The organism is Xylophilus sp., assembly GCA_009914555.1.
In the GTDB taxonomy this organism is placed as follows: Bacteria; Pseudomonadota; Gammaproteobacteria; order Burkholderiales; family Burkholderiaceae_C; genus WNDY01.
This window is the reverse complement of sequence record WNDY01000002.1, coordinates 1-20,018: the sequence shown is the minus strand read 5'-3', so window position 1 is coordinate 20,018 and position 20,018 is coordinate 1. Positions and strand designations below refer to the sequence as shown.

General features: G+C 64.8%; 30 protein-coding genes, 1 tRNA gene and 1 pseudogene. 22 read left to right on the top strand and 10 right to left on the bottom strand.

Annotated features, from left to right (window positions below; genetic code table 11):
* Positions 1 to 12: 12 nt before the first annotated feature.
* The 10 genes and pseudogenes from GAK38_RS01860 to GAK38_RS01815 all read right to left on the bottom strand — a co-directional run.
* A pseudogene (locus GAK38_RS01860) lies at positions 13 to 291 on the bottom strand (Ref family recombination enhancement nuclease); the annotation flags it as partial.
* A gap of 46 nt (positions 292 to 337) precedes the next feature.
* Positions 338 to 814 (bottom strand): DUF1367 family protein, encoded by a 477-nt coding sequence (locus tag GAK38_RS01855; protein WP_325340941.1) that lies wholly within the window; start codon positions 812 to 814, stop codon positions 338 to 340.
* Positions 815 to 816: 2 nt separating this feature from the next.
* Positions 817 to 1,014, bottom strand: coding sequence for a hypothetical protein (locus GAK38_RS01850; RefSeq protein ID WP_325340940.1), 198 nt, complete (start codon positions 1,012 to 1,014; stop codon positions 817 to 819).
* On the bottom strand, positions 1,007 to 1,813 hold the full coding sequence (locus GAK38_RS01845; RefSeq protein WP_325341222.1) for an ATP-binding protein: 807 nt from the start codon (positions 1,811 to 1,813) through the stop codon (positions 1,007 to 1,009). The genes GAK38_RS01850 and GAK38_RS01845 overlap by 8 nt, the downstream gene beginning before the upstream one ends.
* A gap of 5 nt (positions 1,814 to 1,818) precedes the next feature.
* On the bottom strand, positions 1,819 to 2,787 hold the full coding sequence (locus GAK38_RS01840; protein ID WP_325340939.1) for a hypothetical protein: 969 nt from the start codon (positions 2,785 to 2,787) through the stop codon (positions 1,819 to 1,821).
* On the bottom strand, positions 2,780 to 3,994 hold the full coding sequence (locus tag GAK38_RS01835) for a DNA-methyltransferase (RefSeq protein WP_443089142.1): 1,215 nt from the start codon (positions 3,992 to 3,994) through the stop codon (positions 2,780 to 2,782). The genes GAK38_RS01840 and GAK38_RS01835 overlap by 8 nt, the downstream gene beginning before the upstream one ends.
* A 41-nt stretch (positions 3,995 to 4,035) precedes the next feature.
* Positions 4,036 to 4,533 carry a DNA N-6-adenine-methyltransferase gene (locus GAK38_RS01830; RefSeq protein WP_325340937.1) on the bottom strand — a complete coding sequence of 166 codons (498 nt, stop codon included), beginning with the start codon at positions 4,531 to 4,533 and terminating at the stop codon, positions 4,036 to 4,038.
* Entirely contained in the window at positions 4,530 to 4,922 is a 393-nt protein-coding gene (locus GAK38_RS01825) for a hypothetical protein (protein WP_325340936.1), read from the bottom strand. The genes GAK38_RS01830 and GAK38_RS01825 overlap by 4 nt, the downstream gene beginning before the upstream one ends.
* A gap of 2 nt (positions 4,923 to 4,924) precedes the next feature.
* A complete protein-coding gene (locus tag GAK38_RS01820) occupies positions 4,925 to 5,383 on the bottom strand; it encodes a phage regulatory CII family protein (protein WP_325340935.1) in 459 nt (152 codons plus the stop codon).
* 80 nt (positions 5,384 to 5,463) lie between these two features.
* Positions 5,464 to 5,724, bottom strand: coding sequence for a transcriptional regulator (locus GAK38_RS01815; RefSeq protein WP_325340933.1), 261 nt, complete (start codon positions 5,722 to 5,724; stop codon positions 5,464 to 5,466).
* Between the two features lie 148 nt (positions 5,725 to 5,872).
* On the opposite strand from GAK38_RS01815, the gene GAK38_RS01810 reads away from it, so the two are divergent.
* The 22 genes from GAK38_RS01810 to GAK38_RS01705 all read left to right on the top strand — a co-directional run bounded on the left by GAK38_RS01810 (position 5,873) and on the right by GAK38_RS01705 (position 19,978).
* Complete coding sequence (locus GAK38_RS01810; protein ID WP_325340932.1) at positions 5,873 to 6,256, top strand: hypothetical protein; 384 nt, start codon at positions 5,873 to 5,875, stop codon at positions 6,254 to 6,256.
* A 30-nt stretch (positions 6,257 to 6,286) separates the two neighbouring features.
* Positions 6,287 to 7,117 carry a hypothetical protein gene (locus tag GAK38_RS01805; protein ID WP_325340931.1) on the top strand — a complete coding sequence of 277 codons (831 nt, stop codon included), beginning with the start codon at positions 6,287 to 6,289 and terminating at the stop codon, positions 7,115 to 7,117.
* Positions 7,114 to 7,551, top strand: coding sequence for a hypothetical protein (locus GAK38_RS01800; protein ID WP_325340929.1), 438 nt, complete (start codon positions 7,114 to 7,116; stop codon positions 7,549 to 7,551). Before GAK38_RS01805 ends, GAK38_RS01800 begins: the two co-directional genes overlap by 4 nt.
* Before the next feature lie 609 nt (positions 7,552 to 8,160).
* The gene (locus GAK38_RS01795) at positions 8,161 to 8,451 is read left to right on the top strand and encodes a KTSC domain-containing protein (RefSeq protein ID WP_325340927.1); all 291 of its coding nucleotides are present in this window, start codon (positions 8,161 to 8,163) and stop codon (positions 8,449 to 8,451) included.
* Positions 8,452 to 8,633: 182 nt separating this feature from the next.
* The gene (locus tag GAK38_RS01790) at positions 8,634 to 9,005 is read left to right on the top strand and encodes a hypothetical protein (RefSeq protein WP_325340925.1); all 372 of its coding nucleotides are present in this window, start codon (positions 8,634 to 8,636) and stop codon (positions 9,003 to 9,005) included.
* A 9-nt stretch (positions 9,006 to 9,014) separates the two neighbouring features.
* Positions 9,015 to 9,278, top strand: coding sequence for a hypothetical protein (locus GAK38_RS01785; RefSeq protein WP_325340923.1), 264 nt, complete (start codon positions 9,015 to 9,017; stop codon positions 9,276 to 9,278).
* A gap of 6 nt (positions 9,279 to 9,284) precedes the next feature.
* Positions 9,285 to 9,360: transfer RNA gene (locus GAK38_RS01780), tRNA-Met, on the top strand.
* A 244-nt stretch (positions 9,361 to 9,604) separates the two neighbouring features.
* Positions 9,605 to 10,579, top strand: coding sequence for a hypothetical protein (locus GAK38_RS01775; RefSeq protein ID WP_325340921.1), 975 nt, complete (start codon positions 9,605 to 9,607; stop codon positions 10,577 to 10,579).
* Positions 10,580 to 10,600: 21 nt separating this feature from the next.
* The gene (locus GAK38_RS01770) at positions 10,601 to 11,152 is read left to right on the top strand and encodes an HNH endonuclease (protein ID WP_325340919.1); all 552 of its coding nucleotides are present in this window, start codon (positions 10,601 to 10,603) and stop codon (positions 11,150 to 11,152) included.
* A gap of 85 nt (positions 11,153 to 11,237) precedes the next feature.
* Positions 11,238 to 11,360, top strand: coding sequence for a hypothetical protein (locus GAK38_RS01765; RefSeq protein WP_325340917.1), 123 nt, complete (start codon positions 11,238 to 11,240; stop codon positions 11,358 to 11,360).
* A 130-nt stretch (positions 11,361 to 11,490) separates the two neighbouring features.
* Complete coding sequence (locus GAK38_RS01760; protein WP_325340915.1) at positions 11,491 to 12,576, top strand: hypothetical protein; 1,086 nt, start codon at positions 11,491 to 11,493, stop codon at positions 12,574 to 12,576.
* Positions 12,552 to 14,228, top strand: a complete 1,677-nt coding sequence (locus tag GAK38_RS01755) for a YqaJ viral recombinase family protein (protein WP_325340914.1) — start codon at positions 12,552 to 12,554, stop codon at positions 14,226 to 14,228. Before GAK38_RS01760 ends, GAK38_RS01755 begins: the two co-directional genes overlap by 25 nt.
* Before the next feature lie 9 nt (positions 14,229 to 14,237).
* Positions 14,238 to 14,927: a hypothetical protein gene (locus tag GAK38_RS01750; RefSeq protein ID WP_325340912.1), complete on the top strand. Its 690-nt coding sequence runs from the start codon at positions 14,238 to 14,240 to the stop codon at positions 14,925 to 14,927.
* Positions 14,924 to 15,724 (top strand): hypothetical protein, encoded by an 801-nt coding sequence (locus GAK38_RS01745; protein WP_325340910.1) that lies wholly within the window; start codon positions 14,924 to 14,926, stop codon positions 15,722 to 15,724. The genes GAK38_RS01750 and GAK38_RS01745 overlap by 4 nt, the downstream gene beginning before the upstream one ends.
* Positions 15,721 to 16,008 carry a hypothetical protein gene (locus GAK38_RS01740; RefSeq protein ID WP_084656255.1) on the top strand — a complete coding sequence of 96 codons (288 nt, stop codon included), beginning with the start codon at positions 15,721 to 15,723 and terminating at the stop codon, positions 16,006 to 16,008. The genes GAK38_RS01745 and GAK38_RS01740 overlap by 4 nt, the downstream gene beginning before the upstream one ends.
* Positions 16,005 to 17,018, top strand: coding sequence for a dATP/dGTP pyrophosphohydrolase domain-containing protein (locus GAK38_RS01735; RefSeq protein WP_325340906.1), 1,014 nt, complete (start codon positions 16,005 to 16,007; stop codon positions 17,016 to 17,018). Before GAK38_RS01740 ends, GAK38_RS01735 begins: the two co-directional genes overlap by 4 nt.
* Positions 17,019 to 17,054: 36 nt before the next feature.
* Positions 17,055 to 17,408 (top strand): hypothetical protein, encoded by a 354-nt coding sequence (locus GAK38_RS01730; RefSeq protein WP_325340905.1) that lies wholly within the window; start codon positions 17,055 to 17,057, stop codon positions 17,406 to 17,408.
* A gap of 33 nt (positions 17,409 to 17,441) precedes the next feature.
* The gene (locus GAK38_RS01725; protein WP_325340903.1) at positions 17,442 to 18,272 is read left to right on the top strand and encodes a DUF2303 family protein; all 831 of its coding nucleotides are present in this window, start codon (positions 17,442 to 17,444) and stop codon (positions 18,270 to 18,272) included.
* A gap of 51 nt (positions 18,273 to 18,323) precedes the next feature.
* Positions 18,324 to 18,581 carry a hypothetical protein gene (locus GAK38_RS01720; protein WP_325340901.1) on the top strand — a complete coding sequence of 86 codons (258 nt, stop codon included), beginning with the start codon at positions 18,324 to 18,326 and terminating at the stop codon, positions 18,579 to 18,581.
* Between the two features lie 2 nt (positions 18,582 to 18,583).
* Entirely contained in the window at positions 18,584 to 18,787 is a 204-nt protein-coding gene (locus tag GAK38_RS01715) for a hypothetical protein (RefSeq protein ID WP_325340899.1), read from the top strand.
* A gap of 10 nt (positions 18,788 to 18,797) precedes the next feature.
* On the top strand, positions 18,798 to 19,577 hold the full coding sequence (locus tag GAK38_RS01710) for a hypothetical protein (RefSeq protein WP_325340898.1): 780 nt from the start codon (positions 18,798 to 18,800) through the stop codon (positions 19,575 to 19,577).
* Between the two features lie 107 nt (positions 19,578 to 19,684).
* Positions 19,685 to 19,978, top strand: coding sequence for a transposase (locus tag GAK38_RS01705; protein WP_291780923.1), 294 nt, complete (start codon positions 19,685 to 19,687; stop codon positions 19,976 to 19,978).
* Positions 19,979 to 20,018 lie beyond the last annotated feature (40 nt).

The following is a 20,018-nucleotide window of genomic DNA, read 5'->3' as shown; positions in this document are numbered from 1 at the left end:
TGTCGTCGGCATTTACCGGCATCCGGCCCCCAGTCGTTCGATGGTCATGGCGAGCAAGTCCAGCTCGGACAGCCGGTAGGTGCGCTCGAAGGCGTTGGTGCCCAGCCCATGCAGGCCGGTGTTGCCCTGGTGGTGCTCCGGGCACAGGGGCACGGTCAGAAAGTTACTGGCGCGCTGGCTGGCCCCTTGCCCCTCGCGGATGTGATGCACCTGCGCCGGCGTGGCGCCCAGGCCAAGGTGATCGCAGAGGATGCAGCCAAGCGCGGCGACGCGGCCCATATGGCGCTTCTCAGCGGCGGTCGGGGCGCGCTTTTCTCAGCGGCGGTCGGGGCGCGCTTCATTGGTCGAACCTCATCAGCTCATTGACGACGCGCTCCACCTCTTCCTCGCTGGCGTAGCCGGCAGCCTTCAGCACTCGAGCCCAGACCACCGTGAGCACGGCGCGGAACACCTGCTCGAACCGCTCATCGTCCATGCGGGAAAAGGACAGGCTTTCGGCTGCCAGCCGCAGCTCGCCGCGCACGTTGTAAACCGGCTTGTAGAACCCGGCCAGGATGGTCACGTCCTTGCGGAACCGCTCGAAGTCCTTGGCGACGGGCAGTCCCTTGTATTCCAGGGGCGTGACCGGCTCCCAGACCTCGAAGGCCAGCTTGAACAGGGCGAACGCCTTGCGGTGGAACTTGACGTTGCGCGCCTTGCGCACCGTTGCGCGCACGCCCTGGCCGGCCTTCAGCTTTTCGACGAAGGCGGCGGCCTCCGCGTCCGCCGGAGCCAGCGCGCCGTTGAGGGTCTTCACCAGAACCACGTCGCTCATGGTCAGGCTCCAATCCGCGTGCGGTAGGTCACGATGTCGCGCGCCGTCCAGGGGCTGCAACCGAACAGGCGGCCCAGAACGCCGTAGCCCTTGCGATGCGCGCAGGTGCCGGCCTGCCAGCCGTGGTACATGGCGCGCATTTCGCGCACCTTGGCGTCGGACAGCCGGGCCTTGTGGTGCTGCTCGCCGGGCTTAGGCATGGTCGCCCCCTTTCCGATGGCTGGGCCAGTCGAAGACGACGGACTGGCCGCCGTCCTCGCGCAGGCGGTCGAACACCCGCTCGCCCAGATAGGACTTGATGCCCGGCACCACGCGCCCGCCTTCTTCGGCGTCATTCAGGGCCAAGTTCGACATGAGGATGGTCGGGCGCCGGCGCTCGTACCGCTCGTTCAGGATGTCGAACAGGATCAGCCGTTCAGTGTCGGAACCGAATTGCGTACCAACTTCATCAAGAATCAGCAGGTCAGGGAACACCAACTCGGCGATGGCCTCGCTTTCGCTCTTGCGGCTATCGCGCGTCCATGTGTCCTTGATACGTCGCACCGCTCGCATGACGCTGGTGAAAAGCACGGCGGCGCCGTGATGCTCCATAACCTCCAGGCCGATGCCGACGGCCAAGTGGGTCTTCCCGGTGCCGGTCAGACCGATGAACAGCGCAGAGCGGCCCGTCTTGCGGATCTCGCCGAATTGGGCGACGTAGGCATTTGCGAAGTCAATGGCACGCTGCTGTCCTGGCAAATTCACGGCGTAGGTGGCAAGGCGGCGGTCACGAAACCGCTCGGGGATGCCGGCCTCGCCGATCTTGCGTTGCCAGCGCGCAACCGCGTCAGCGCGCACCTTGGCGTCAGCCTCGGCCTGCTGGCGGGCCTGTTCTTCGGCGGCGCAGGTCGGGCAGCTTGTCCAAACATCGCCCAGGTAGCAGCGGGCCTCGTATTCGCCGTGCTTCTCGCAGGTGGCGGGACGGGTCAGCGGCGGGGTATGAAAGCCGGTGCGGGTCATCGTGCTCACAGCGCACCCCCTTGGCCGTAGTTGCGGTTCTCGTAGCCGCCATGCGTGCCGTTGGTGGGCAAACCACCGCGCCCGGCATGGGCTTGGCCCTCCTGCCCAAGCTTCGCGTACCACGTCGCCTTAAACCCCTGCCACGAGTTCGTCGCGGAAACCTTCACGGCATCGGCGGGGGTGATGCCGGCCTTGGCCGCTTCGGCCTTCACGTCATCCCATGCGGTCGGGGTCAGCGGTGCGCGCTTGGCGGTGCGCACCTTCAGCCAGTCCTCGGCGTGCTGGCGCTCCACGCCCTCGGCAACCAGATCGCGCACGCCCAGAGCACGCGGCAGCTTGTCGCCGCCCTTGCCGCCATCGGCAGCAGGTGCAGCAGCACCGGCACCGTCAGGCTGGCCGGGTTCAGCAGGCGAACCTTCGCCGTCAGGCCCAGGGGACGAAGGTGCAGGCGCGGCAGCGCCCTTATCTTTCTGTTCCTGCTTCTGTTCTTTCTCCTGTTCCTGTTCTTGGCTTGCAAGGGGCTTCAGAGGGGCTTCAGAGGGGCTACTGTTTCCACGGCAAGACGACATGCAAAAAGCATCGCTGTATTTCTCGTAAAACCGCGCCAAATAAGGGTTTTCTGGCAGGGATGCGTACTCGTTTTGCACTCCTTTCACCCGCAGGTCACTGGCTTTCAGGGCCTCCCCCACTTGGTACGAGGCCATTTCCATCACCCAGACCACTTCGGATGCCTCGTCGTACTGGCAAAAATCCGCTTCGATGGCCCTTTGAAGCCCCTTGTTAGCCCCTTCAATCCCAAGCCCGGTTTCGTGCGCAATGAACATGACGGGGCAGTAATACAGGCCCAGCATGTTGGCGTGCGGGCTGGTAAGCAGGTACATGGCAACGATTTGCGCCTCCATGCCTGCTGCGCGCAGCTTCTTGCCGGTGGGGCCGATCCAGAACTGGGGGCCGACTTTCGAGTAATCACGCATCGCAAGCCCCTTCCACGGTCAGCATCAGGCCGCGCTGGCGCGTGCGCGCATCTTGGAGCGGCGAATATTCCTGGTTCAGTTCGCAGCCCACCCAATGCCGACCAAGGGCCTGAGAAACCTGCGCCGTGGTGCCAGAGCCAAGGAACGGGTCAAGCACGATGTCGCCCGGCCTGCTGCCTGCCAGGATGCACGGCTCAATGAGCGCCGGCGGGAACACGGCAAAGTGCGCACCGCTGTAGCCCTCGGTGGCAACCGTCCAGACGCTGCGCTTGTTGCGCAGCCCAGCGTAATCCACGTCCTCGCGGTCAGGTCGGAATTGGGGCTTCTGACCGTGCTCGCCGGCGCTGTCCTTGGTAACGCGCGCGAAGCTGTTGCGCTTGCTGCCGCGATCACCTCGCACTGTGGCGCTGGCGTGTTTGCCGTTGAAGTCCATCGGGTTCTTGAAGCCACTGGCGTCCTGATTCGCCAGGCCGGTGTAGCGCGCCGGTTCCTTGATGGCCTCGTTGTCGAAGTAGTACCTGTCCGACTTGGACAGCAGGAACAGGTATTCGTGGGCCTTCGTGCAGCGGTCAGCGACGCTCTCCGGCATCGGATTCGGCTTATGCCAGATGATGTCCTGCCGGAGATACCAGCCATCGTCCTGAAGGGCCAGCGCGACGCGCCACGGAATTCCCACCAAGTCTTTGTGCTTCAAGCCGCCAGCAAGGCCACGGCTGCGCTGCCCGTGTTCGTTGCGCCATTTCCCGTGCGCCTGCGAGTTCAGCGCGCAAGATGCGCTCGCCTTCGGGCCGTTCGGTTTCGAGGCGTAGCTGTCGCCCAGGTTCAGCCAGAGCGTGCCGTCATCGGCCAGCAGGTCGCGGGCGTAGCAGAACACCTCAACCAGGTGATCGACGAAAAGCTGCGGCGTTGGTTCGTGACCCAGGGCGCCGCGCCATGCTCCACACTTCGGGCAGGTGCCTTGCTCCACCACGATGCTGCCGATCTGGCCTTGCTTGTGCCCACCGCCGGCGTATTTCTCGCCAAGGTCGGCCAGGCCAAGCCCCGTGCGGTGCTCATGCTCGGTGCGCTCCATGTCGAAGGCGTGCTCGCAGGCGGGATCCCCGCCCCAGATTCCCGGCGGGTTGCCGTAGTCGCGCAGGCCCCAGTACGGCGGCGAAGTGACGATGGTTTGCACCTTACGCCCCCCCGCAGCGATCATCGCGCGCATGGAATCTCGGCAGTCACCGAAGTAGCATGGGTCAATGCGCATCACGACCTCCAAGACGCACGAACGCGCCAGCCAGCCCGCAGGTGGCGAGGATGTCGGCATTGCCCTTGCCGAAGGCGATCAGAACGGACGGTGCGCCCGAATTTCCGGCACGTCCCCCCCCCAGGAAGCCTGAACGACAGACGCCCGCGCAGGAACAGCATGGCGTCGGCCTTGGGCCAAACGTGATCTTGGAAGACGGCGGTTTCAGTGCGGGCAAACACCAGGGCGACAGCATTCCCGTGGGCAGCGCAGCGTTCCAACCACTGGGCCGCGTGCGGGCCATAGGGCGGGTTGCACCAGACGCGGCCATCCCATTCACGGGTCAGGCCGTCGTCGCGGATAGTGAATTGCTGACGCGCCGTGCGCCACGGCTGGTATTCGCTGGCGCAGGGATCGAGGTCGAACTCGCCCAATGTCGCCAGCAGTTCGGGCGGGGTCAGCCAGTCATGCGTCGTCGCGGTCGCGCCGGATTCCCCGGTTTCAAAGAGGACGTTCAAGCCTGGCCCTCCGACGGCTTCCCGTTGCCAGGCGCATAGAGGCGTCCGCCGGCGGTGCCGTGCCCGCGCACGCGCGCGCAGGTGCCCGCCACGCGGAGGTCGCCGTTGCGGATGGCCTTGGCATAGATGGCGCCGAAAGCCCTGTCGTCCTTCGGGCGAATGCCAGCCTCGCGCGCCGCAAGCGTCACCTGCTCACCGGGCACACTGCCCAGCGTGGCGGCCTGCTCGCGCACGTAGGAGACGATGAAGGCGTAGGCGCGCGCGCCGAAGCTGGGGTCAGCGGAAGTAGCGGCGTCGAAGGAAAGCTGCATCTGTTGCTCGCCCAGACGGCGCGCGGTAGCGGCGCGGCGGGCGTGCGAGGGGCGTTGCAGGGTTTCGGCGGCCATCATGGTCAGTTCCCCCGGATGGCCTGAAGAAGCTCGCCGCTGGCCTTCATCAGCGCCAGCAGCAGCGGTTCCAGCGTGCGGCGCTCGTCGCCGTCGAAGCGGCCATCCATCGCGGCCTCGGATCCGGCACCGAACAGTTCGGACGACGCCTTCACCAGGGACAGAAACAGCTTGACGGCCTCGGCAGGCGGCCGGGCTTCCAGCTCGAAGTCCATAGGAACCTGCCCGACGAGGTGGGCCAGCGCGAAGATGGCGCGCTTGGCTTGGGCCACAACGACGATTTCGAGGATGACGCTGAAGGACGGCGGCGGGGCCTCGTGGTCGGGGTTGATGCCGTTAGCGAGGGTGTTGCCGTTTATGCCCATTGTTTCGGCGATGGCACGGACGCCGCCAGGGTATTCCTTGGCGTCGGCCTGAAGGGCCAGAAACAGGGCGCGGTGGGCTTGTTTGATGGGGCGGCGCATTGGCGAACGTCTCCTTTTTTTCGTCTAGTCCCGCGCTTGGCGGTGGTGGAAACTGGCTTCGTCGAAAGAAAGGAAACCCGTCATGCCGCAGCCTCGCTTCCAGTCGTCTCGTTATTTGCAGCAGCGCCAGAGCCGCGCAGGTAGGCCCAATCCACGTCGGGGCGCAGCTCTTCGCACGTCACGGCGCCACCCGTGGCCTTCTCGATGGTCGGGCAGCGTTCGGCGGGAATGGGGCGGGTGTTGTTCGCCCACTGGGAAATGAGCACGGGCGCAACTTCGAGCGCCCGCCCAAGGGCGGCAGCCCGTCCGCGTTGCCGATCGATGTAGGTTCGCAGGTTCATGCTGCGAATAATAGCACGGTGCTAAACAAAAGCAATAGCACCGTGCGTCTTTCAATAATTAGCAGGGTGCTATGGAATAGAGGGTATGAGAACAATAGAAGAGGTGCGTCACGCTTGGCTCTTGCGGCTGGTTGAAACGCACGGCACGGTGGCCGACCTGAACGCCGCGCTGGGCCGCACTCGCACGGACGCGACCCTCACCCAAATCAAGAACAAAGCACCCAATACCCGGACTGGGAAGGTCAGGAGCATGGGCAGCGACCTCGCGCGCGAAATCGAAGAAAAATTAGGGATGGAGCGCGGAACCCTCGATCACGAGCCGAAAGAAGCGGCTCAGGCCGGTGATGCGCAAGGGCCTTGGGCGGCCTACGAGCGCGCGGACGAGGTGCGCCGAGAGCTGGTCAATGCCGTCCTCAACATCGGCAGCGCGCCGCCGTGGCTGGATCCGTCGGCAGTTAAGTTCCTCGTTGGAATGACGAAGGAAGCTGCCGACAGTTTCAGCGCCGAGAGAAAAAAGAAACCCGCCGCCTAAGCTGACGCTAGTCTGGTCGAGGGGAACGTAGTGCAAGAAAAAATCGAAGTCGCCACCGATGACATAGAAACCATCCTGCGCTTCATGCTGGGCTTCTATCACATCAACGAGGGCGCGCCAGACGACCTGTGCAGCATCGAGCCGGCACACCGCGAGCGTGTCGTGGAAACTGGTTTGGCGCGCATCACCGCCCAGGTAGCCAAGCTGAGCATCCCTTGCGTCGAAGGAAAGCTGCGCGGCGGATCCCATGTCTTCCTGAACGACCCAAACCTTGAGGCGCACAAGGCGCTGTACGGGCCGGCCACCATCTGCGTGTTGGAGAAGCATACAGCCCAGCACGACGACCGTGCCTTGCTCGATGGGTTCGAGGTCAAGGTGAAACTGGAAGGCTCCGACACATGGCTATGCGTCGGCATCAGCCCTACGGCAGTATTTGAGGATGAGGGCGAAGAGCACGAGGAAGAAGAACCGGCGATGCTTCCTCCACCATCCACCATGCACGACATCAACCGCGTCGCAGTCATTGCGGCGAGTGCCGGTGGCTTCGGTGTCGTAGCGCGAAACCGCGAGCTACGCGCCGACTTCGTGCGCCCTATTGCGCAGAGCGAGTTGCCTGAATCGGAAGAGTCCATCACCCAGGCCATCGCGCAACAGGCCGTGACGTTCTGGGAGTTCGGTGTAGGGCCGATGCGCGCGAAGGAATTAAAATCGAGCGGAAAGAAGATCGCCGAGATTGCGGAAGCCCTTGGCATCACCAAGCAGCGCGCCGAACGCGCCGTGGGCATGGAAATGAAGCTCACGCTCATTGAGAAGATGGCAGAGTATCAGGCCAAGAAAGAACAGAAAGGAATCGCACCATGACCATGCTTCGCACCACGCTCCTTGCCGCCGTGCTGCTGGCCGGCGTAGCGCAGGCAGCACCACCCGCGCTGTCCGATCAGCAAATATCGACGATTGCCGGGATGATGTTCCAAGCCTACGCCGAGGGTGGCGTGCCCCAAATGTTCGCCGACGAAATGAAGTGCTGGGACGACGCATCGAAGACCAAGCGCGCCGACAAAAACGTGGTGGCTGCCTGCGCCACGGCGGCAATGTCCGGCGGCCTGATCGAGGCATCCTTTGCACGCAAGCAGCGGCGCGGCCCGAGCCCGCAGTACGCCGGCGACGCCATCCGCGCGCGCATATCCGACCTGTCCGGCTTGAATCCCGACGTGCTGCAATCCCTGTCCGATGAAACCCTGCGGCCAGGTGTACCCGCCATGCTGACCGGCCTACAGGGCGCCGGCATGAGATAGCCGCCCCTCCCCCCCCCCGCACCGCCCAGAAGCCCGGCCATTTGGCCGGGTTTTCTTTTGTCGAAAAATTTAGCACGGTGCTATTGACAAAGAAAAGCACGGTGCTATCATTCGCCTTACTTAAGCGCGCAACAGCAGGCAAATGCAGAGCGCGGTGCTCCTTAAAAACTTGGTGGATGAACAGAGGCGAGGCCCCTTCGCAAGAGGGCGCGGCGACAACCTCCTGCCCCGTGGCGCGCACGGCAGAAGCAAAAGTGCGCGAAACCCGAATCTCCCTGGGGGAGTGGCCCGTGGGGCTGCGTTGAAACCATAGATTCGGTTTGCACGTTCGCTATTTGCGAACTGCGAACGCCCACCCGTCCGTGGCGCAGGTAACGACGGGCAGAAGTAGAAGCCCCTTGCAACCAGGCCCCGCGAAGTCGGGGCGAGACGCCCGTGACAGCGGGCACAGCAGGGGCGCGGCGCGCGCACTACGTCGCATCAATGCCGCAACCGGCCAGGCCCAGCGTCTGTCCGGAGTGATGCCCTGGAAACAGGGCCATCACCACCGCCGATTGCACCCAGTCGCCGGTGCTGATGCTCCCCTCAACCACAACCGAAAGGCCAACCATGCAAATTGACGCCAGCCCCATCGCCATGAAGGCGGTCGAATCCTCGCGCATCGCCGAGATCGGCCACAACGCTGAAACCAACACCCTCGCCATCCGCTTCAAGCGCGGCGACGGCAGCCAGGGCGCGCTGTACCACTACGCGAACTTCACCCCCGAAGACTTCGCCACCTTCGACAGCGCCGAATCGCTGGGCACGCACTTCAGCCAGCACATCAAGAAGGAAACCGAGAAGCACCCGTACCTGCGCGTGGCCGAGCCGCCCGCCAGTGAGGAAACCGCCACCGCGTAATCCCATGCGTCCCGGCAATCGCCGGGGCCATCAAGAGGCGCCCTGGGCAAATCCAGCGCCGACCAACCCCAGAGCGAAGCACCCACGGGCAAGTTGGAGCCCGTCTCCGGGGCGCCCCTTGATGGCGATCGCATGACCGAATCCCCTACCCGTGAGGACGGGCAGGCGGCGGACGAGCTCCGATGACGCCTGCCAGCCAGGCCGAGACAAGCGCGCTTGCAAATGGTGCAGGTAGCCCGACCGCCATCAACCTCATCAACCACCGGAGCAAAGCCATGATGAAACGCATCGAACGCTTCTTCCGTCGCATCGCCCTGGCCGGCACCGGCTGGGCCGTCGATGGCCCGACCCCGCCTGGGATCCTTGGCGGCTTCCGCAAGAACAGCGGGCGCGGCTGGCGTGATCGCGCGCTGCACCTTGGCATCGCCTTTGGCTGGATGGCGAAAGGCGGTCAGTACGACGACCGCACCTTCCGCCAGCGCACCGTCGGCAATACCAGCGCCCGCGCGCACTTCCGCTACGCCTTCACCGGGCGCTTCCATCGCACAGCATAGGGGTAGGACATGCGCATCAACATCTACAGCCAGGAACTGACCGACGAAGTGCTGCGCGTCGAAAAGCCGAGCAACACCGGCATCACTTACCACGCCGTCCAGTTCATCTTGCACAGCAGCGACAGGCTGCACCACCCGCCGCAGGACGATGACCGCAGCGCCGTGACGTTCTGGCTGCCCAAGTCGCCGGCGCGCCGGGAACAGCTTGCAAAAGCCTTCGAGGAAGCGGCGCGCATCGTGCGCACCGCGCCGCCCGAAACCGGGCTCAATTGACCGAATTGCGGCGTAGAGCAGTTGGCAGCTCGCCGGCTTCATAAGCCGGAGGTCGCTGGTTCGATTCCAGCCGCCGCTACCACCTTCCGACCCCACTGACAGGCTGGACTGGGAATCAAACCGGGCGCACGTCTGTTCGACCAGCCGGAGGTCGTGGAAACCGGAACGAAAGCGGATGCTGGCCTGGGATTGCTTCGGCGGTCGTGCGCAGCCAGACGCAGCGAGTAGGACGCGAGCCTGAACGCGCACAGGCCCATGCCGGACATGGTGAAAGCCGGAACCCCGCCCCGCCCATCAAGCACCCCATCAACGCAAAGGACATCAACATGAGCCAAATCGGCATCGTCTTCGGCAAAAAGCACGCGCCCTGGACGCGCATCGACAACAGCGGCGCCATCATCACCCCGGACGCCAGCTTCTTCAGCAACCACCCGACCTTCGCCGGCATCGCCGACGAGGAAATCGACGGCCAGAGCATGGTGCGCGTGCCGGCCTTCTACTACCGCTCCGACATCGTGCGCGACGGCCCGCTGCTGGGCAAGAAGGCGCTCTGGGTGAGCGACGAACCCGCCGAAGGCTACGCGCTGCATCCGGCCTTCCGCAACAACGGCACCGACCTCGCGCAATACTGGCTGGGCAAGTACCAGGGCACGCCGGACGGCGACGGCAAGCTGGGCTCGCAAGCCGGCCTGATGCCGCTGGCGCGCATCGACTTCCCCACCATGCAGGCGCGCGCCGCCGCGCGCGGCGAGGGCTGGATGTTGTGGAGCATCTACCAGCTCGCGGCCATCCAGGCGCGGGCCCTGATCGAGTGCGGCACGCCCAACGTCAAGTCCATCCTTGGCGAGGGTTATACCGACGGGAACGGCGTGCGCAAGGTCGATGACGCCGAGGTGGTACAGGCGGCCTACCGTGGCATCACGGGCCTCTGGGGCAACGTCTGGCAGATGCTGGACGGCTTGCAGACCGGAGCGAACCGCGAGTTCCTCATCTGGGACAAGGACGGCCACCGCAACCTGCTCAACACCGGCATCGAAGCGCCGGAGCATGGCTGGATCCATAAGCGCCTGCGCAACGTTGGCGAGGGCTTCGACCTGGGCGCGGTGTTCATGCCCAAGAAGACCCGCGACGAGCAAGAAGACGCGGCCTACGGCAACTACTCGTGGTTCTGGTCTGGCGGCGTGGCGTACCACGGCGGCGGGTGGGGCCACGGCGCGAGCGGCGGGCTCTTCTGCCTGCGCGTCAACGGTCCCGCGGCGTACGTCGGCACGCATGTCGGCGGTCGCCTCGCAAAGGTGTAATGGGTCATGTCGGCATGTGTCATGTATCCGGGCGAGCCTGCCGAGCAGGCTGCCCGGTTTTTTCGCGGCGCGAAAAATGGCACTCTGGCGATCACGGCGGAAGTGCTTCGGCTCCTTCTGCACTATGACCCCTACACCGGCGTCTTCACCTGGCGCGTTCCCCAGTCGAACCGCGCTCCCGCCGGAAGCCCGGCAGGAACGATGCGAAACGGCTACGTCCGCATCCGCATTGCGGGCAAGGACTACAACGCGCACCGTCTCGCGTGGCTCTACATGTATGGGGTCTGGCCGGAAAAGCTGGTCGATCACATCAACGGCAGGCGCGACGACAACCGCATCGGCAACTTGCGCGAGCTCTCGAATACCGAGAACCAGCAGAACCGCCGCCGGGCAGCGCGGCACAGTAGCACCGGCCTGATAGGCGTCAGCCAAGGCCGGCGCGAGGGCACGTTCCGCGCCCACATCACGCTGAACCGGGAGCGTCAATTCCTGGGCCACTTCTCCGACCCATTGCAGGCCCAGCAGGCGTACATCGACGCCAAGCGGTGCCTGCATCCGTTCGGAACCATCTGAAAGGGAAAGCCATGAGCACACCGCAGGCTGCGGCCTTGGCGGGCGACTTCGCACGCCTAAGCCGCCCATCAAGTGCCAGGTCAAGGTGACGACGACCACGGGCGCACGCTTCCGCTACGCCGCGCTCTTCACCAGCACCTGCGACGCCGCCATCGACGCGCTCGAACGGTTCGGCATTTCCAAGATCAGCGTGGAGCCGGCCCGATGAAGAAGACGCTGAAGCTGCTGGCCGATTTTCACTACTACCTCAAACGCGGGTACGGCATCCGCAAGTCCTGGCGTCTCGCCAAGGTCACGCTGTAACCGCCGCCCATCCATCCCATCATCAAGGAAAACACATGGACAACATGCAACAGGGCGGCGCGCTCGCTGCCCGTCAAGAGTTCGGCGGTTCCGCCGTCACGCTCGCCACTACCGAAACCGCGTCCGCCTACGTGGCCGCCCAAGCAAAGGCTGTCGTCGAAGCGCGCTACGTCATGGCGCTGCGCCGCCCGCGCAACTGGGATCAGGTGCGCCAAGACCTGCTCAAGGAGTGCCGCCGCCCCAGCTTCGCGCACAACAAGAGCGCCTACTACCGCAAGCCCATCGGCGACGGCGTGGAAGGTCTGGGGATCCGCTTCGTCGAAGTCGCGCTGCGCTGCATGACGAACGTCCTGGTTGAAACCACCATGATCTTCGAGGACGAGAGCAAGGAAATCCACCGCGTCAGCGTGACCGACCTGGAATCCAACCTCACCTACCCGCTCGACGTGCGCGTGACCAAGACCGTCGAACGCTCGAAGCCCGCCGACGACGGCAGCTACATCAGCGTGCGCAAGAACAGCTACAACCGCAACGTCTATACGGTGCCAGCCACCGACGACGACCTGCTGAACAAGCGCGCCGCGCAAATCTCCAAGGCCATCCGCACGCTGGGCCTGCGCATCATCCCTGGCGACATGCAGGACGAGGCCGAGGGAATCATCAAGGCCATCCGCCTCGACGAGGCCGCGCGCGACCCCGACGCCGAACGCAAGCGCATCGCCGACGCCTTCAACGAAATCGGCGTCAAGGCCGCCGACCTGACCGAATACCTGGGCCACACGCTGGACACCTGCTCGCCCGCCGAGCTGGTGAATCTGCGGGGCATCTACGGTGCCATCCGCGACGGCGAATCCTCGTGGAAGAGCGTCATGGAGAACAAGGCCGAACAGGCTGGCAAGGGTGCTGGTGCTGGCAACACCGGCGGCGCGGGCAAGGGCGGCGGGAAGACCCTGCCGACGTGCAGCCCCGAGAACTTCGCCAAGAAGTCGCCGGGCTGGAAGAAGCAGGTCGAAGCCGGCAAGCCGGTGAATGACCTCATCGCCATGATCGAAACGAAAGAACTGCTCACGCCCGACATGAAGATGGAGATTGCGGGATGGGCCAGTGCCGGAGGTGCCTAAGAATGAAAATCCATGACCTGGTTCAGGGCAGCCCCGAGTGGCAAGCCTTCCGCCTGACCCACCACGGCGCCAGCGAGGCCGCCGCGATGCTGGGCCTGTCGAAGAAAACGACGCGCTCCGAACTGCTGCGCATAAAGCACACCGGCACGTCCAAGGAGTTCAGCGACTGGGTGCAGGTGAACATCCTCGACTACGGCCATGAAGTCGAAGCGATGGCGCGGCCCATCATCGAAGACCTGATCGGCGAAGACCTCTACCCGGTGACGTGCTCGAACGAGGACACCGGCGGCATTCTGTCGGCGTCGTGCGACGGCCTGGCGATGGGCTACGACACCGCCTTCGAGCACAAGCAATGGGCCGCCGAACTGGCCGCTTCCGTGGCCGCCGGCGTGTTGCCCGAAGAGCACATGCCCCAGTGCCAGCAAATCATGCTGGTGACGGGTGCCAAGCGCGTCATCTTCACCGTGTCCGACGGCACGCCGGAGAATTGCGTGCATGTCGAAGTGCTGCCGGATCCCGCCTGGTTCGTTCGCATCGAGGCGGGCTGGGCGCAGTTCGACCGCGACCTTGCCGACTACGTGCTGCCCGAGGCGAAGCCGGTCATCGTCGCCGAGGTCGTGCAGGCGCTGCCGACGGTGGCTGTGCAGATCAGCGGTGAAATCACGGTGCGCGACAACTTCAAGGTGTTCGAGGCCGCCTTGCGCGACTTCCTCGAAAACCGCCTCATCCGTGAGCCGGAAACCGACAAGGACTTCATCGACCTGGACGCGCAAATCAAGGCGCTGAAGAAGGCCGAGGACGCACTGAACTCCGCCGAGACGATGATGCTGGCGCAAATCCAGACCGTCGATGAAGCCAAGCGTCAGAAGGACATGCTCTACAAGCTGACGCGCGACAACCGCCTCATGGCCGAAAAGCTGCTGGAAAGCGAAAAGACGCGCCGGCGCGCGGAGAAGGTGGAGACGGCCCGCAAGGCATTCGTCGCGCACGTCGCCGAGCTTCAGCGCGAAATTACCGGCCTGCGTATGGACGTTTCCACGCCGGACTTCGCGGGCGTCATCAAGGGCCTGAAGACGCTGGAAAGTATGCAGGACAAGCTGGATACGGCCCTGGCGAACGGCAAGATCGCCGCCGAGCAACAGGCCGCCGACCTGCGCACGAAGCTGGGCTGGATCGAGGCCAACGCCGCCGAATACCGAGCGCTGCTGGCCGACTTGCAACAGCTCGCGGCCAAGCCGTTCGACGACTTCAAGCTGGCGGTAACGGCGCGCATCGACGCGCACAAGAAAGCCGAGGCCGAACGACTGGAAACCGAGCGCGCGCGCATCCGGCAGGAGGAAGAGGCCAAGGCGAAGGCCGAAGCCGAAGCGAAGCTGCGCGCCGAACAGCAGGCCGCCACGCCCGCCGTTCCGCTGACCGACCCGGCGCCCCAGGCCACGGCCAAAACCACCACCACGGCCCGGCCTTCCGCCGCGCCGTCGGTATCCCGCGCCAGCCCGGCGCCCACCAGCAAGAGCCGCCCCAGCGACGACGAAATCATCGACGCGCTGGCGCTGCACTTCCGTGTCCATGAATCCGTCGTGGTGTCCTGGCTGCTCGAAATCGACCTCGAAGCCGCCAGCCAGCGCATCGCCGACAGCATGGCCGCATAGGGGAAGTCCATGAGCACCGTTCAACAAGCTGCGCCGGCGGTCTGCCCCGACGGCGCTCACATGGGCGAGCACGCCTGTACGAACCGCTCTCAGTGCTGGGAGCCGTGCGGCGAACTCGGGCACAGCGAAGAGCACGCCCAAGCCATTCACCCCGACGACGAGGCCGTGGATCGCTTCGCCGTCGTGCTGAAGGACAAGCTGGCCGTGGCTCGCGCGAAGGGGCGCGGCGGCTGGGAGGACAAGGCGGAAGTGTCCGGCGACGAACTGACCGACATGCTGGTGGGCCACCTCTGGAAGGGCGACCCGCGCGACGTGGCGAACTTCTGCATGTTCCTCTGGGAGCGCGGCGAGCGCATCACCCTAGCCGGCAGCCCGCGCATGGAGCGCGCCACCGACGCCTTCCAAATTGCCGAGGCTCAATGCGCAGAGCGGCACGCCGCCGCTGGCCGGCTGATCGCCCCGTCCATCAGCACGGAAGCGGGCCTGCTGGCCGCCGCGCCCTACCTGGTGAGCCGCAGCTCGCCGCCGACTGCCGATGGCGAACAGGCCAAGCAGGCGCTGCGCAAGGTGCTTGGCGTCCTGCACCGCTACCTGGAACCGAACGGCATCAGCAAGTACGACGCCCTGAACGAAATCCTGGGCATCGTCGATTCGGTTCCGCTGGTGGCCACCGATAGCGAGGAAAGGGGCGAAGCATGAGCGGGGACAGCACCGGAATCCTTAGCCAGGTTGTCACCAGCATGATGAACTTCGGCGCCCCGATGCTGCTGGACGAGAAGGACTGGGAGGAAGCCGAACGCATGGCCGATGCCGGCCTGCTTCAGCGCCATGACCCCGTTTTCAAGTGCTTCGGCTACTCGCTCACGGACGCTGGCATCGAGGCGTACAACAAGGCTTTTCCGCCAGCACCGCTGCCGGATCCCGTGAAAGCGTGGGGAAAGCAGCCGCCGAAATCGCTGAAGGGCCGTATCGCCTTCATCAAAAGGCAATGCGTCAAGCCGCTCGAAGACGCCTACTGGCTGGAAATCGAGGGCGACAAGGGAAGCGTCGAATCAATGACGCTATCTTCCTCCGCCCTGGACAAGAAGCTCGAAGAACTGGGATACGACCGATATTCCGACGATGGGCGCATCTACTTCGGGAAAGAGGACAGCTACGCGCTCTACACCTGCGACATCACCGGGGCGCTGCTGGAAGGTGCATGGAGCTCCGAGCCCGATTATCTGGCCTATGAACTTGGCGGGTTCGCATGGCGCCGGAGCAACCGATTCCAGATGGAAGAGCGCGACTGGCAAGAGGCCAAAGCCTATATCGAACGGCTTGATTCTGGCAGCAGGGAGCAAGCCAAGTTGCGCAGGCTGATCGCCGACAGTTGCTTCATCGACCCTGCCAGCGTGAACGACACGGGGCTTCTCAACCCAGGCGGTGGCGGCCAAAGCGAGTTCGCGGAACTGATCGCCCTTTTCGACTTCATGGGCGCAGCACCGCAGCCATGAACTACCCGCCCGGCTCCCTCATTGGGATGCAGGTGCGGACAAACCCCTTGCTCACCGTGGCCGGCCCGCCGGTCAAGGTTCGCCGCGCGTGGCGGGAACGCCTGTTCTCGCGCCCGTGGAAGCCGTGGCGAGCAACCCGAACCGTCATCCCGCAAATCCCCGACCCCCACGCAATGCTCGTCGGCAACTTTCTCATCATGCACCCGGACACCTGGGCGCGCATGAGGCGGGAGCTGGACGAACGCGGGGCCACATCACTATCCCCAAGAAAGGACTGCCCGTGAGCAAATCCACTTGCCCAGACCTGCAAGACCTGCGCGAAAAGCTGCTGGCGCCGCGTGCCATTGTGCGCGATGAAAACGGCCGCCTCACCCACCCCGATCTGCCAGCCTGCGACGAGGGCGTGCGCTACGACGACCTGCTGGCCGTGTTCGGCATCGAATCGGCCTTCGTCGGCATGGAATCCGATGCGCCCCACGACGTTTCGGAACGCTACTTCGATTCCGGCGACCCGGATTGCAGTTACTGGACGCCCACGCCGCCCGATGGCGACGGCTGGATGCTGCTGGAAATCTACGACACCGAGGACGGCCCCTACGCCCTGTTCGGGCGTGCCATGCCCGACGCCATGTATCCGCGCCGTGGCGGCAAGCCCTTCGACTTCTACGCGCACTTGGAGCGCCAGGCCGAGTTCTCGCGCAAGACCTTCGGGCCGGGCCGCCGCACCCAGGGCGTGATCGACCACATCAATAAGGAGCTGCGCGAAATCGGCAGCAAGCCGGACGACATCGAAGAGTGGATCGACGTGGTGATTCTGGCCCTCGATGGCGCATGGCGCGCCGGCGCATCGCCGAAAGTCATCATCCGCACGCTGGTTGCGAAGCAGGCCAAGAACGAGGCCCGCGACTGGCCCGACTGGCGTACCGCTGACCCCAACAAGGCCATCGAGCACAGCAAGCCGAAGAAGCGCCGCATCTACATCAGCGGCCCGATGTCCGGCCTGCCCGAGCACAACTTCCCGGCCTTCCACGCCGAGGCTGCGCGCCTGCGCGCGCTGGGCTACGACGTGGTGAATCCCGCCGACCTCAACCCCGACCCCGGCAAGGGCTGGAAGGACTGCCTGCGGGTCGATTTGCTCGAACTGCTGGGCTGCGACGCTATCGCCATGTTGCCCGGCTGGCAGAAATCCGAAGGTGCCCATCTGGAAATGCACGTCGCCCACCGCGTCGGCATCGACATCTTGGACGCCACGGACATCCAGGCCCCGGCGGACGCCGTGGCTTTGGCCGCGTAGCCCGCTTCACCCACCAACCTGAAAGGAAATCCCGAAATGTCGAAGCCGCTTAACGAAAACCTCGCGTCCGTCCGCCTCGAAACCGAGGACGGCGACCTGCTGCCCATCATGGACGTGGCGGGCGCGAAGTTCAGCGAACTCATCAACGCCGTCGCCTCGCATCAGAAGGCCGGCACGCTGACGCTGAAGATTGCCGTCAAGCCCTCCACCGCCGGCGCGATGGCGGTCAAGGCGGACGTGAGCATCACCAAGCCCAAGGGCCTGCCGCCCGAATCGCTGCTCTGGGCGACGCCCGAAGGCAACCTCATTGGCGAAGACCCGCGCCAAACCAAGCTCGACCTCAAGTCCGGCGCACCCGACCCGGTGCGCGAGCTGAAGGCCGTCCAGTAGTCCCACCACCCGCAACCAAGGAGCCTATTCCTCATGGAACAAACCACCGACAACATCCAGACCGCGCTCGCCGCCGGCGCTGCCAGCGTGCAGCCCGTGACCAGCCACGGCGGTATCCCCTTCGTGGCCGTGCCCGATGGCTACAAAGTCCACGACCTGGAAATCCTGCTGCCCGTGCCCACGCGCAAGCGCGCCGAGGTCACGATCACCGACACCGACAGCTTCATCCACTACACGAAGAAGCACGGCGCCACCGACACCACCACCATCTTCGCGGACATCGACGCCGAGGCCAGCCGCTTCAACCTGATCGGCGTGCTCAACGACCACGGCACCGACGCCGGCGCGGCCCAGTGGCGTGACCACCAGTGCAAGTTCCAGCCCGCGCAGGCCGTGGAGTGGAAACGCTGGCTGTCCCGCAACAAGCAGCACTTCAGCCAGATCGACTTCGCGGCCTGGCTGGAAAAAAACCTGTCCGACATCGCCAGCGTGGCCGGTATGCCGTCCGGCGCCGACATCCTGAAGATGGCGCTGGGCTTCGAGGCCAACTCCGACAAGAAGCTGCGCAGCAAGGTCAATCTGCAAGACGGCGGCGTGCAGTTCGAGTTCGTCGATGATTCGACGCAGGAAACCCGGACGACCATGCAGGCGTTCGAGCGTTTCACCCTGGGCCTGCCGGTGTTCGACGGCAGCACCAGCGCCTACCCGCTGGAAGCGCGCCTGAAGTACCGCGAGAAGGACGGCAAGCTGACCTTCTGGTACGAGCTCATCCGCCCCGACCGCGTGTTCAAGACCGCCGTCACCGACGAGCTGGGCCGCATCAAGGAAGCGACCGGCTTCCCTGTCGTCTCCGGCAAGCCGTAACCACCAGCGCCCCGCCTGGGCGCAAGCCTGGGCGGGAAAGGAGCCCCGCACATGGAACTCGCAACACTCAAGCAATTCGCCCTCTGGCTGTCCTGGCTTTTCATCGTCGGCCTCGTTTTTTCGTGGGCCATTTCCCTCACGCCCATCGGACGCGACGACACTGACAAGGGTTCATGGGGCGGCGGCCGCAGCGGCGTCAAGCCCGTCACGGACGCGCTGACCGGCTGCCAATACCTTGTTTCGCCGGGCGGCGGAATCACGCCGCGCCTAAACAAGAACGGCAAGCACATCTGCGTGGCGCCGGAATAGCTATGGCCTGCGCATTCGACCGTGGCGCGCATGACCTGCGCGAAGTCGGGCGGCAACCGTACAGCATGGCCCCCGACGCCTACACCGTCGTCCGGTGGTGCGCGAAATGCGGCGCCGTCGTGATCGACACCGACCTGGACGGACGCACGATGCCGGGCGACATCCTGCCGATGCAGTTCCCCAGGATTGCAACCGAAAAACGATAGGGACACCCCAATGGAACAGAACAAGCCTGCCTTCGCACAACGCTGCGAAGCCCTCGCCAATGACGAGAAAGCCTGCCACGAAGCCTACAACAACCAGTACCACAAGGTGCGTGCCGAAGTCGGCTTCGACGACTGGCGCAGCGTGTGGCGCTTCCTGCTGGTCTGCGCGCTGCCCACGCTGCTGAAGCCCGAAGGCGAACAGGAGCCCGGCGCGCCGGTGGCCTACCAGGGCATCGTCTCCGCCATCCGCGCCGTGGGCGACGAGGCCGCGCGACGCGGTGCGATGTTCCCACAGACCCGCGACGAGCAGGAAGAGGACAAGCGCGCCGTGCGCCGCGTGGCGGAAATGATCGAGTGGTATGCGACCGCCGGCGGTGCCGTGGCCACCAGTCTGCCAGGCTGGCCGAAACATCCGGCGCAACCTGCGGAAGGCGATGAAGTCACGCGCCTGAAGCGCACCCTCAACGACCTGGGCAAGATCATCCACGACATGACGGTGGCCCAGCAGGCCGCGTGGATTGAATGGCAGCACGGCAAGGGAGCCAAAGAAGCCATGAACTGGATCCACAACGGCCTCGTCGGCCCCGGCCTCATCCCCGACGAAGACGAACCCTACGGCAAGGAGGCGCAGGCGTACTTCGATGCCAACCGCTCCGACCCGTTCCCAGCCTGCTGCTGCGGCAGGCCGTCGAACAGCCTCTGGATGGGGCAAGGTTTCTGCTGCCGCGAGCACTACGACACGCGCCGCGCACAGATCGAGGCCCAGCAGCAGGTCGGCAAAGAGGGCTGACCATGAAGGCCCTCTCCATCCGTCAGCCTTGGGCATGGCTGATTGATCTTGCCCCCGTTTCACGGACACCCCTATAAGCGATTAACTATCGCAATAGGAGGTGGACGATGACCAAGAGCAAGGCAGGCAGAAAGGGGCAGGAGTTCAGCCTGGAGTTCAGGCAGCAGGCACTGTTGCGAGCGGCCACAGAAGGGGTAACCACGGTGGCTCGTGATCTGGGGTTGCAGCCTGCCCAGCTGTACAGTTGGCGCGCCCAGGCGCGGCGGCACGACCAGGACGATCAGGCACAACGCTTGGAGTTGGCCGAACATGCGCGGCTCAAACGTGAAGTGGCGCGGCTGGAGGAGGAGAACGCTTTCCTAAAAAAAGCGGCGGCGTACTTCGCCAAACAGCCCAAGTGAAGTACGCAACGATGAAAGCGCACGAAGGCACATTCAGGGT

What these genes read in the sequence shown, in the direction of transcription:
- GAK38_RS01755 (WP_325340914.1), top strand. Translation starts at nt 12,552, where the DNA reads ATGGGCCAGTGCCGGAGGTGCCTAAGAATGAAAATCCATGACCTGGTT.
- GAK38_RS01715 (WP_325340899.1), top strand. Translation starts at nt 18,584, where the DNA reads ATGGCCTGCGCATTCGACCGTGGCGCGCATGACCTGCGCGAAGTCGGG.
- GAK38_RS01825 (WP_325340936.1), bottom strand. Translation starts at nt 4,922, where the DNA reads ATGATGGCCGCCGAAACCCTGCAACGCCCCTCGCACGCCCGCCGCGCC.
- GAK38_RS01760 (WP_325340915.1), top strand. Translation starts at nt 11,491, where the DNA reads ATGGACAACATGCAACAGGGCGGCGCGCTCGCTGCCCGTCAAGAGTTC.
- GAK38_RS01820 (WP_325340935.1), bottom strand. Translation starts at nt 5,383, where the DNA reads ATGCGCCGCCCCATCAAACAAGCCCACCGCGCCCTGTTTCTGGCCCTT.
- GAK38_RS01710 (WP_325340898.1), top strand. Translation starts at nt 18,798, where the DNA reads ATGGAACAGAACAAGCCTGCCTTCGCACAACGCTGCGAAGCCCTCGCC.
- GAK38_RS01775 (WP_325340921.1), top strand. Translation starts at nt 9,605, where the DNA reads ATGAGCCAAATCGGCATCGTCTTCGGCAAAAAGCACGCGCCCTGGACG.
- GAK38_RS01770 (WP_325340919.1), top strand. Translation starts at nt 10,601, where the DNA reads ATGTATCCGGGCGAGCCTGCCGAGCAGGCTGCCCGGTTTTTTCGCGGC.
- GAK38_RS01850 (WP_325340940.1), bottom strand. Translation starts at nt 1,014, where the DNA reads ATGCCTAAGCCCGGCGAGCAGCACCACAAGGCCCGGCTGTCCGACGCC.
- GAK38_RS01815 (WP_325340933.1), bottom strand. Translation starts at nt 5,724, where the DNA reads ATGAACCTGCGAACCTACATCGATCGGCAACGCGGACGGGCTGCCGCC.
- GAK38_RS01750 (WP_325340912.1), top strand. Translation starts at nt 14,238, where the DNA reads ATGAGCACCGTTCAACAAGCTGCGCCGGCGGTCTGCCCCGACGGCGCT.
- GAK38_RS01800 (WP_325340929.1), top strand. Translation starts at nt 7,114, where the DNA reads ATGACCATGCTTCGCACCACGCTCCTTGCCGCCGTGCTGCTGGCCGGC.
- GAK38_RS01790 (WP_325340925.1), top strand. Translation starts at nt 8,634, where the DNA reads ATGACGCCTGCCAGCCAGGCCGAGACAAGCGCGCTTGCAAATGGTGCA.
- GAK38_RS01730 (WP_325340905.1), top strand. Translation starts at nt 17,055, where the DNA reads ATGTCGAAGCCGCTTAACGAAAACCTCGCGTCCGTCCGCCTCGAAACC.
- GAK38_RS01740 (WP_084656255.1), top strand. Translation starts at nt 15,721, where the DNA reads ATGAACTACCCGCCCGGCTCCCTCATTGGGATGCAGGTGCGGACAAAC.
- GAK38_RS01745 (WP_325340910.1), top strand. Translation starts at nt 14,924, where the DNA reads ATGAGCGGGGACAGCACCGGAATCCTTAGCCAGGTTGTCACCAGCATG.
- GAK38_RS01785 (WP_325340923.1), top strand. Translation starts at nt 9,015, where the DNA reads ATGCGCATCAACATCTACAGCCAGGAACTGACCGACGAAGTGCTGCGC.
- GAK38_RS01795 (WP_325340927.1), top strand. Translation starts at nt 8,161, where the DNA reads ATGCAAATTGACGCCAGCCCCATCGCCATGAAGGCGGTCGAATCCTCG.
- GAK38_RS01725 (WP_325340903.1), top strand. Translation starts at nt 17,442, where the DNA reads ATGGAACAAACCACCGACAACATCCAGACCGCGCTCGCCGCCGGCGCT.
- GAK38_RS01835 (WP_443089142.1), bottom strand. Translation starts at nt 3,994, where the DNA reads ATGCGCGCGATGATCGCTGCGGGGGGGCGTAAGGTGCAAACCATCGTC.
- GAK38_RS01720 (WP_325340901.1), top strand. Translation starts at nt 18,324, where the DNA reads ATGGAACTCGCAACACTCAAGCAATTCGCCCTCTGGCTGTCCTGGCTT.
- GAK38_RS01840 (WP_325340939.1), bottom strand. Translation starts at nt 2,787, where the DNA reads ATGCGTGATTACTCGAAAGTCGGCCCCCAGTTCTGGATCGGCCCCACC.
- GAK38_RS01705 (WP_291780923.1), top strand. Translation starts at nt 19,685, where the DNA reads ATGACCAAGAGCAAGGCAGGCAGAAAGGGGCAGGAGTTCAGCCTGGAG.
- GAK38_RS01845 (WP_325341222.1), bottom strand. Translation starts at nt 1,813, where the DNA reads ATGACCCGCACCGGCTTTCATACCCCGCCGCTGACCCGTCCCGCCACC.
- GAK38_RS01855 (WP_325340941.1), bottom strand. Translation starts at nt 814, where the DNA reads ATGAGCGACGTGGTTCTGGTGAAGACCCTCAACGGCGCGCTGGCTCCG.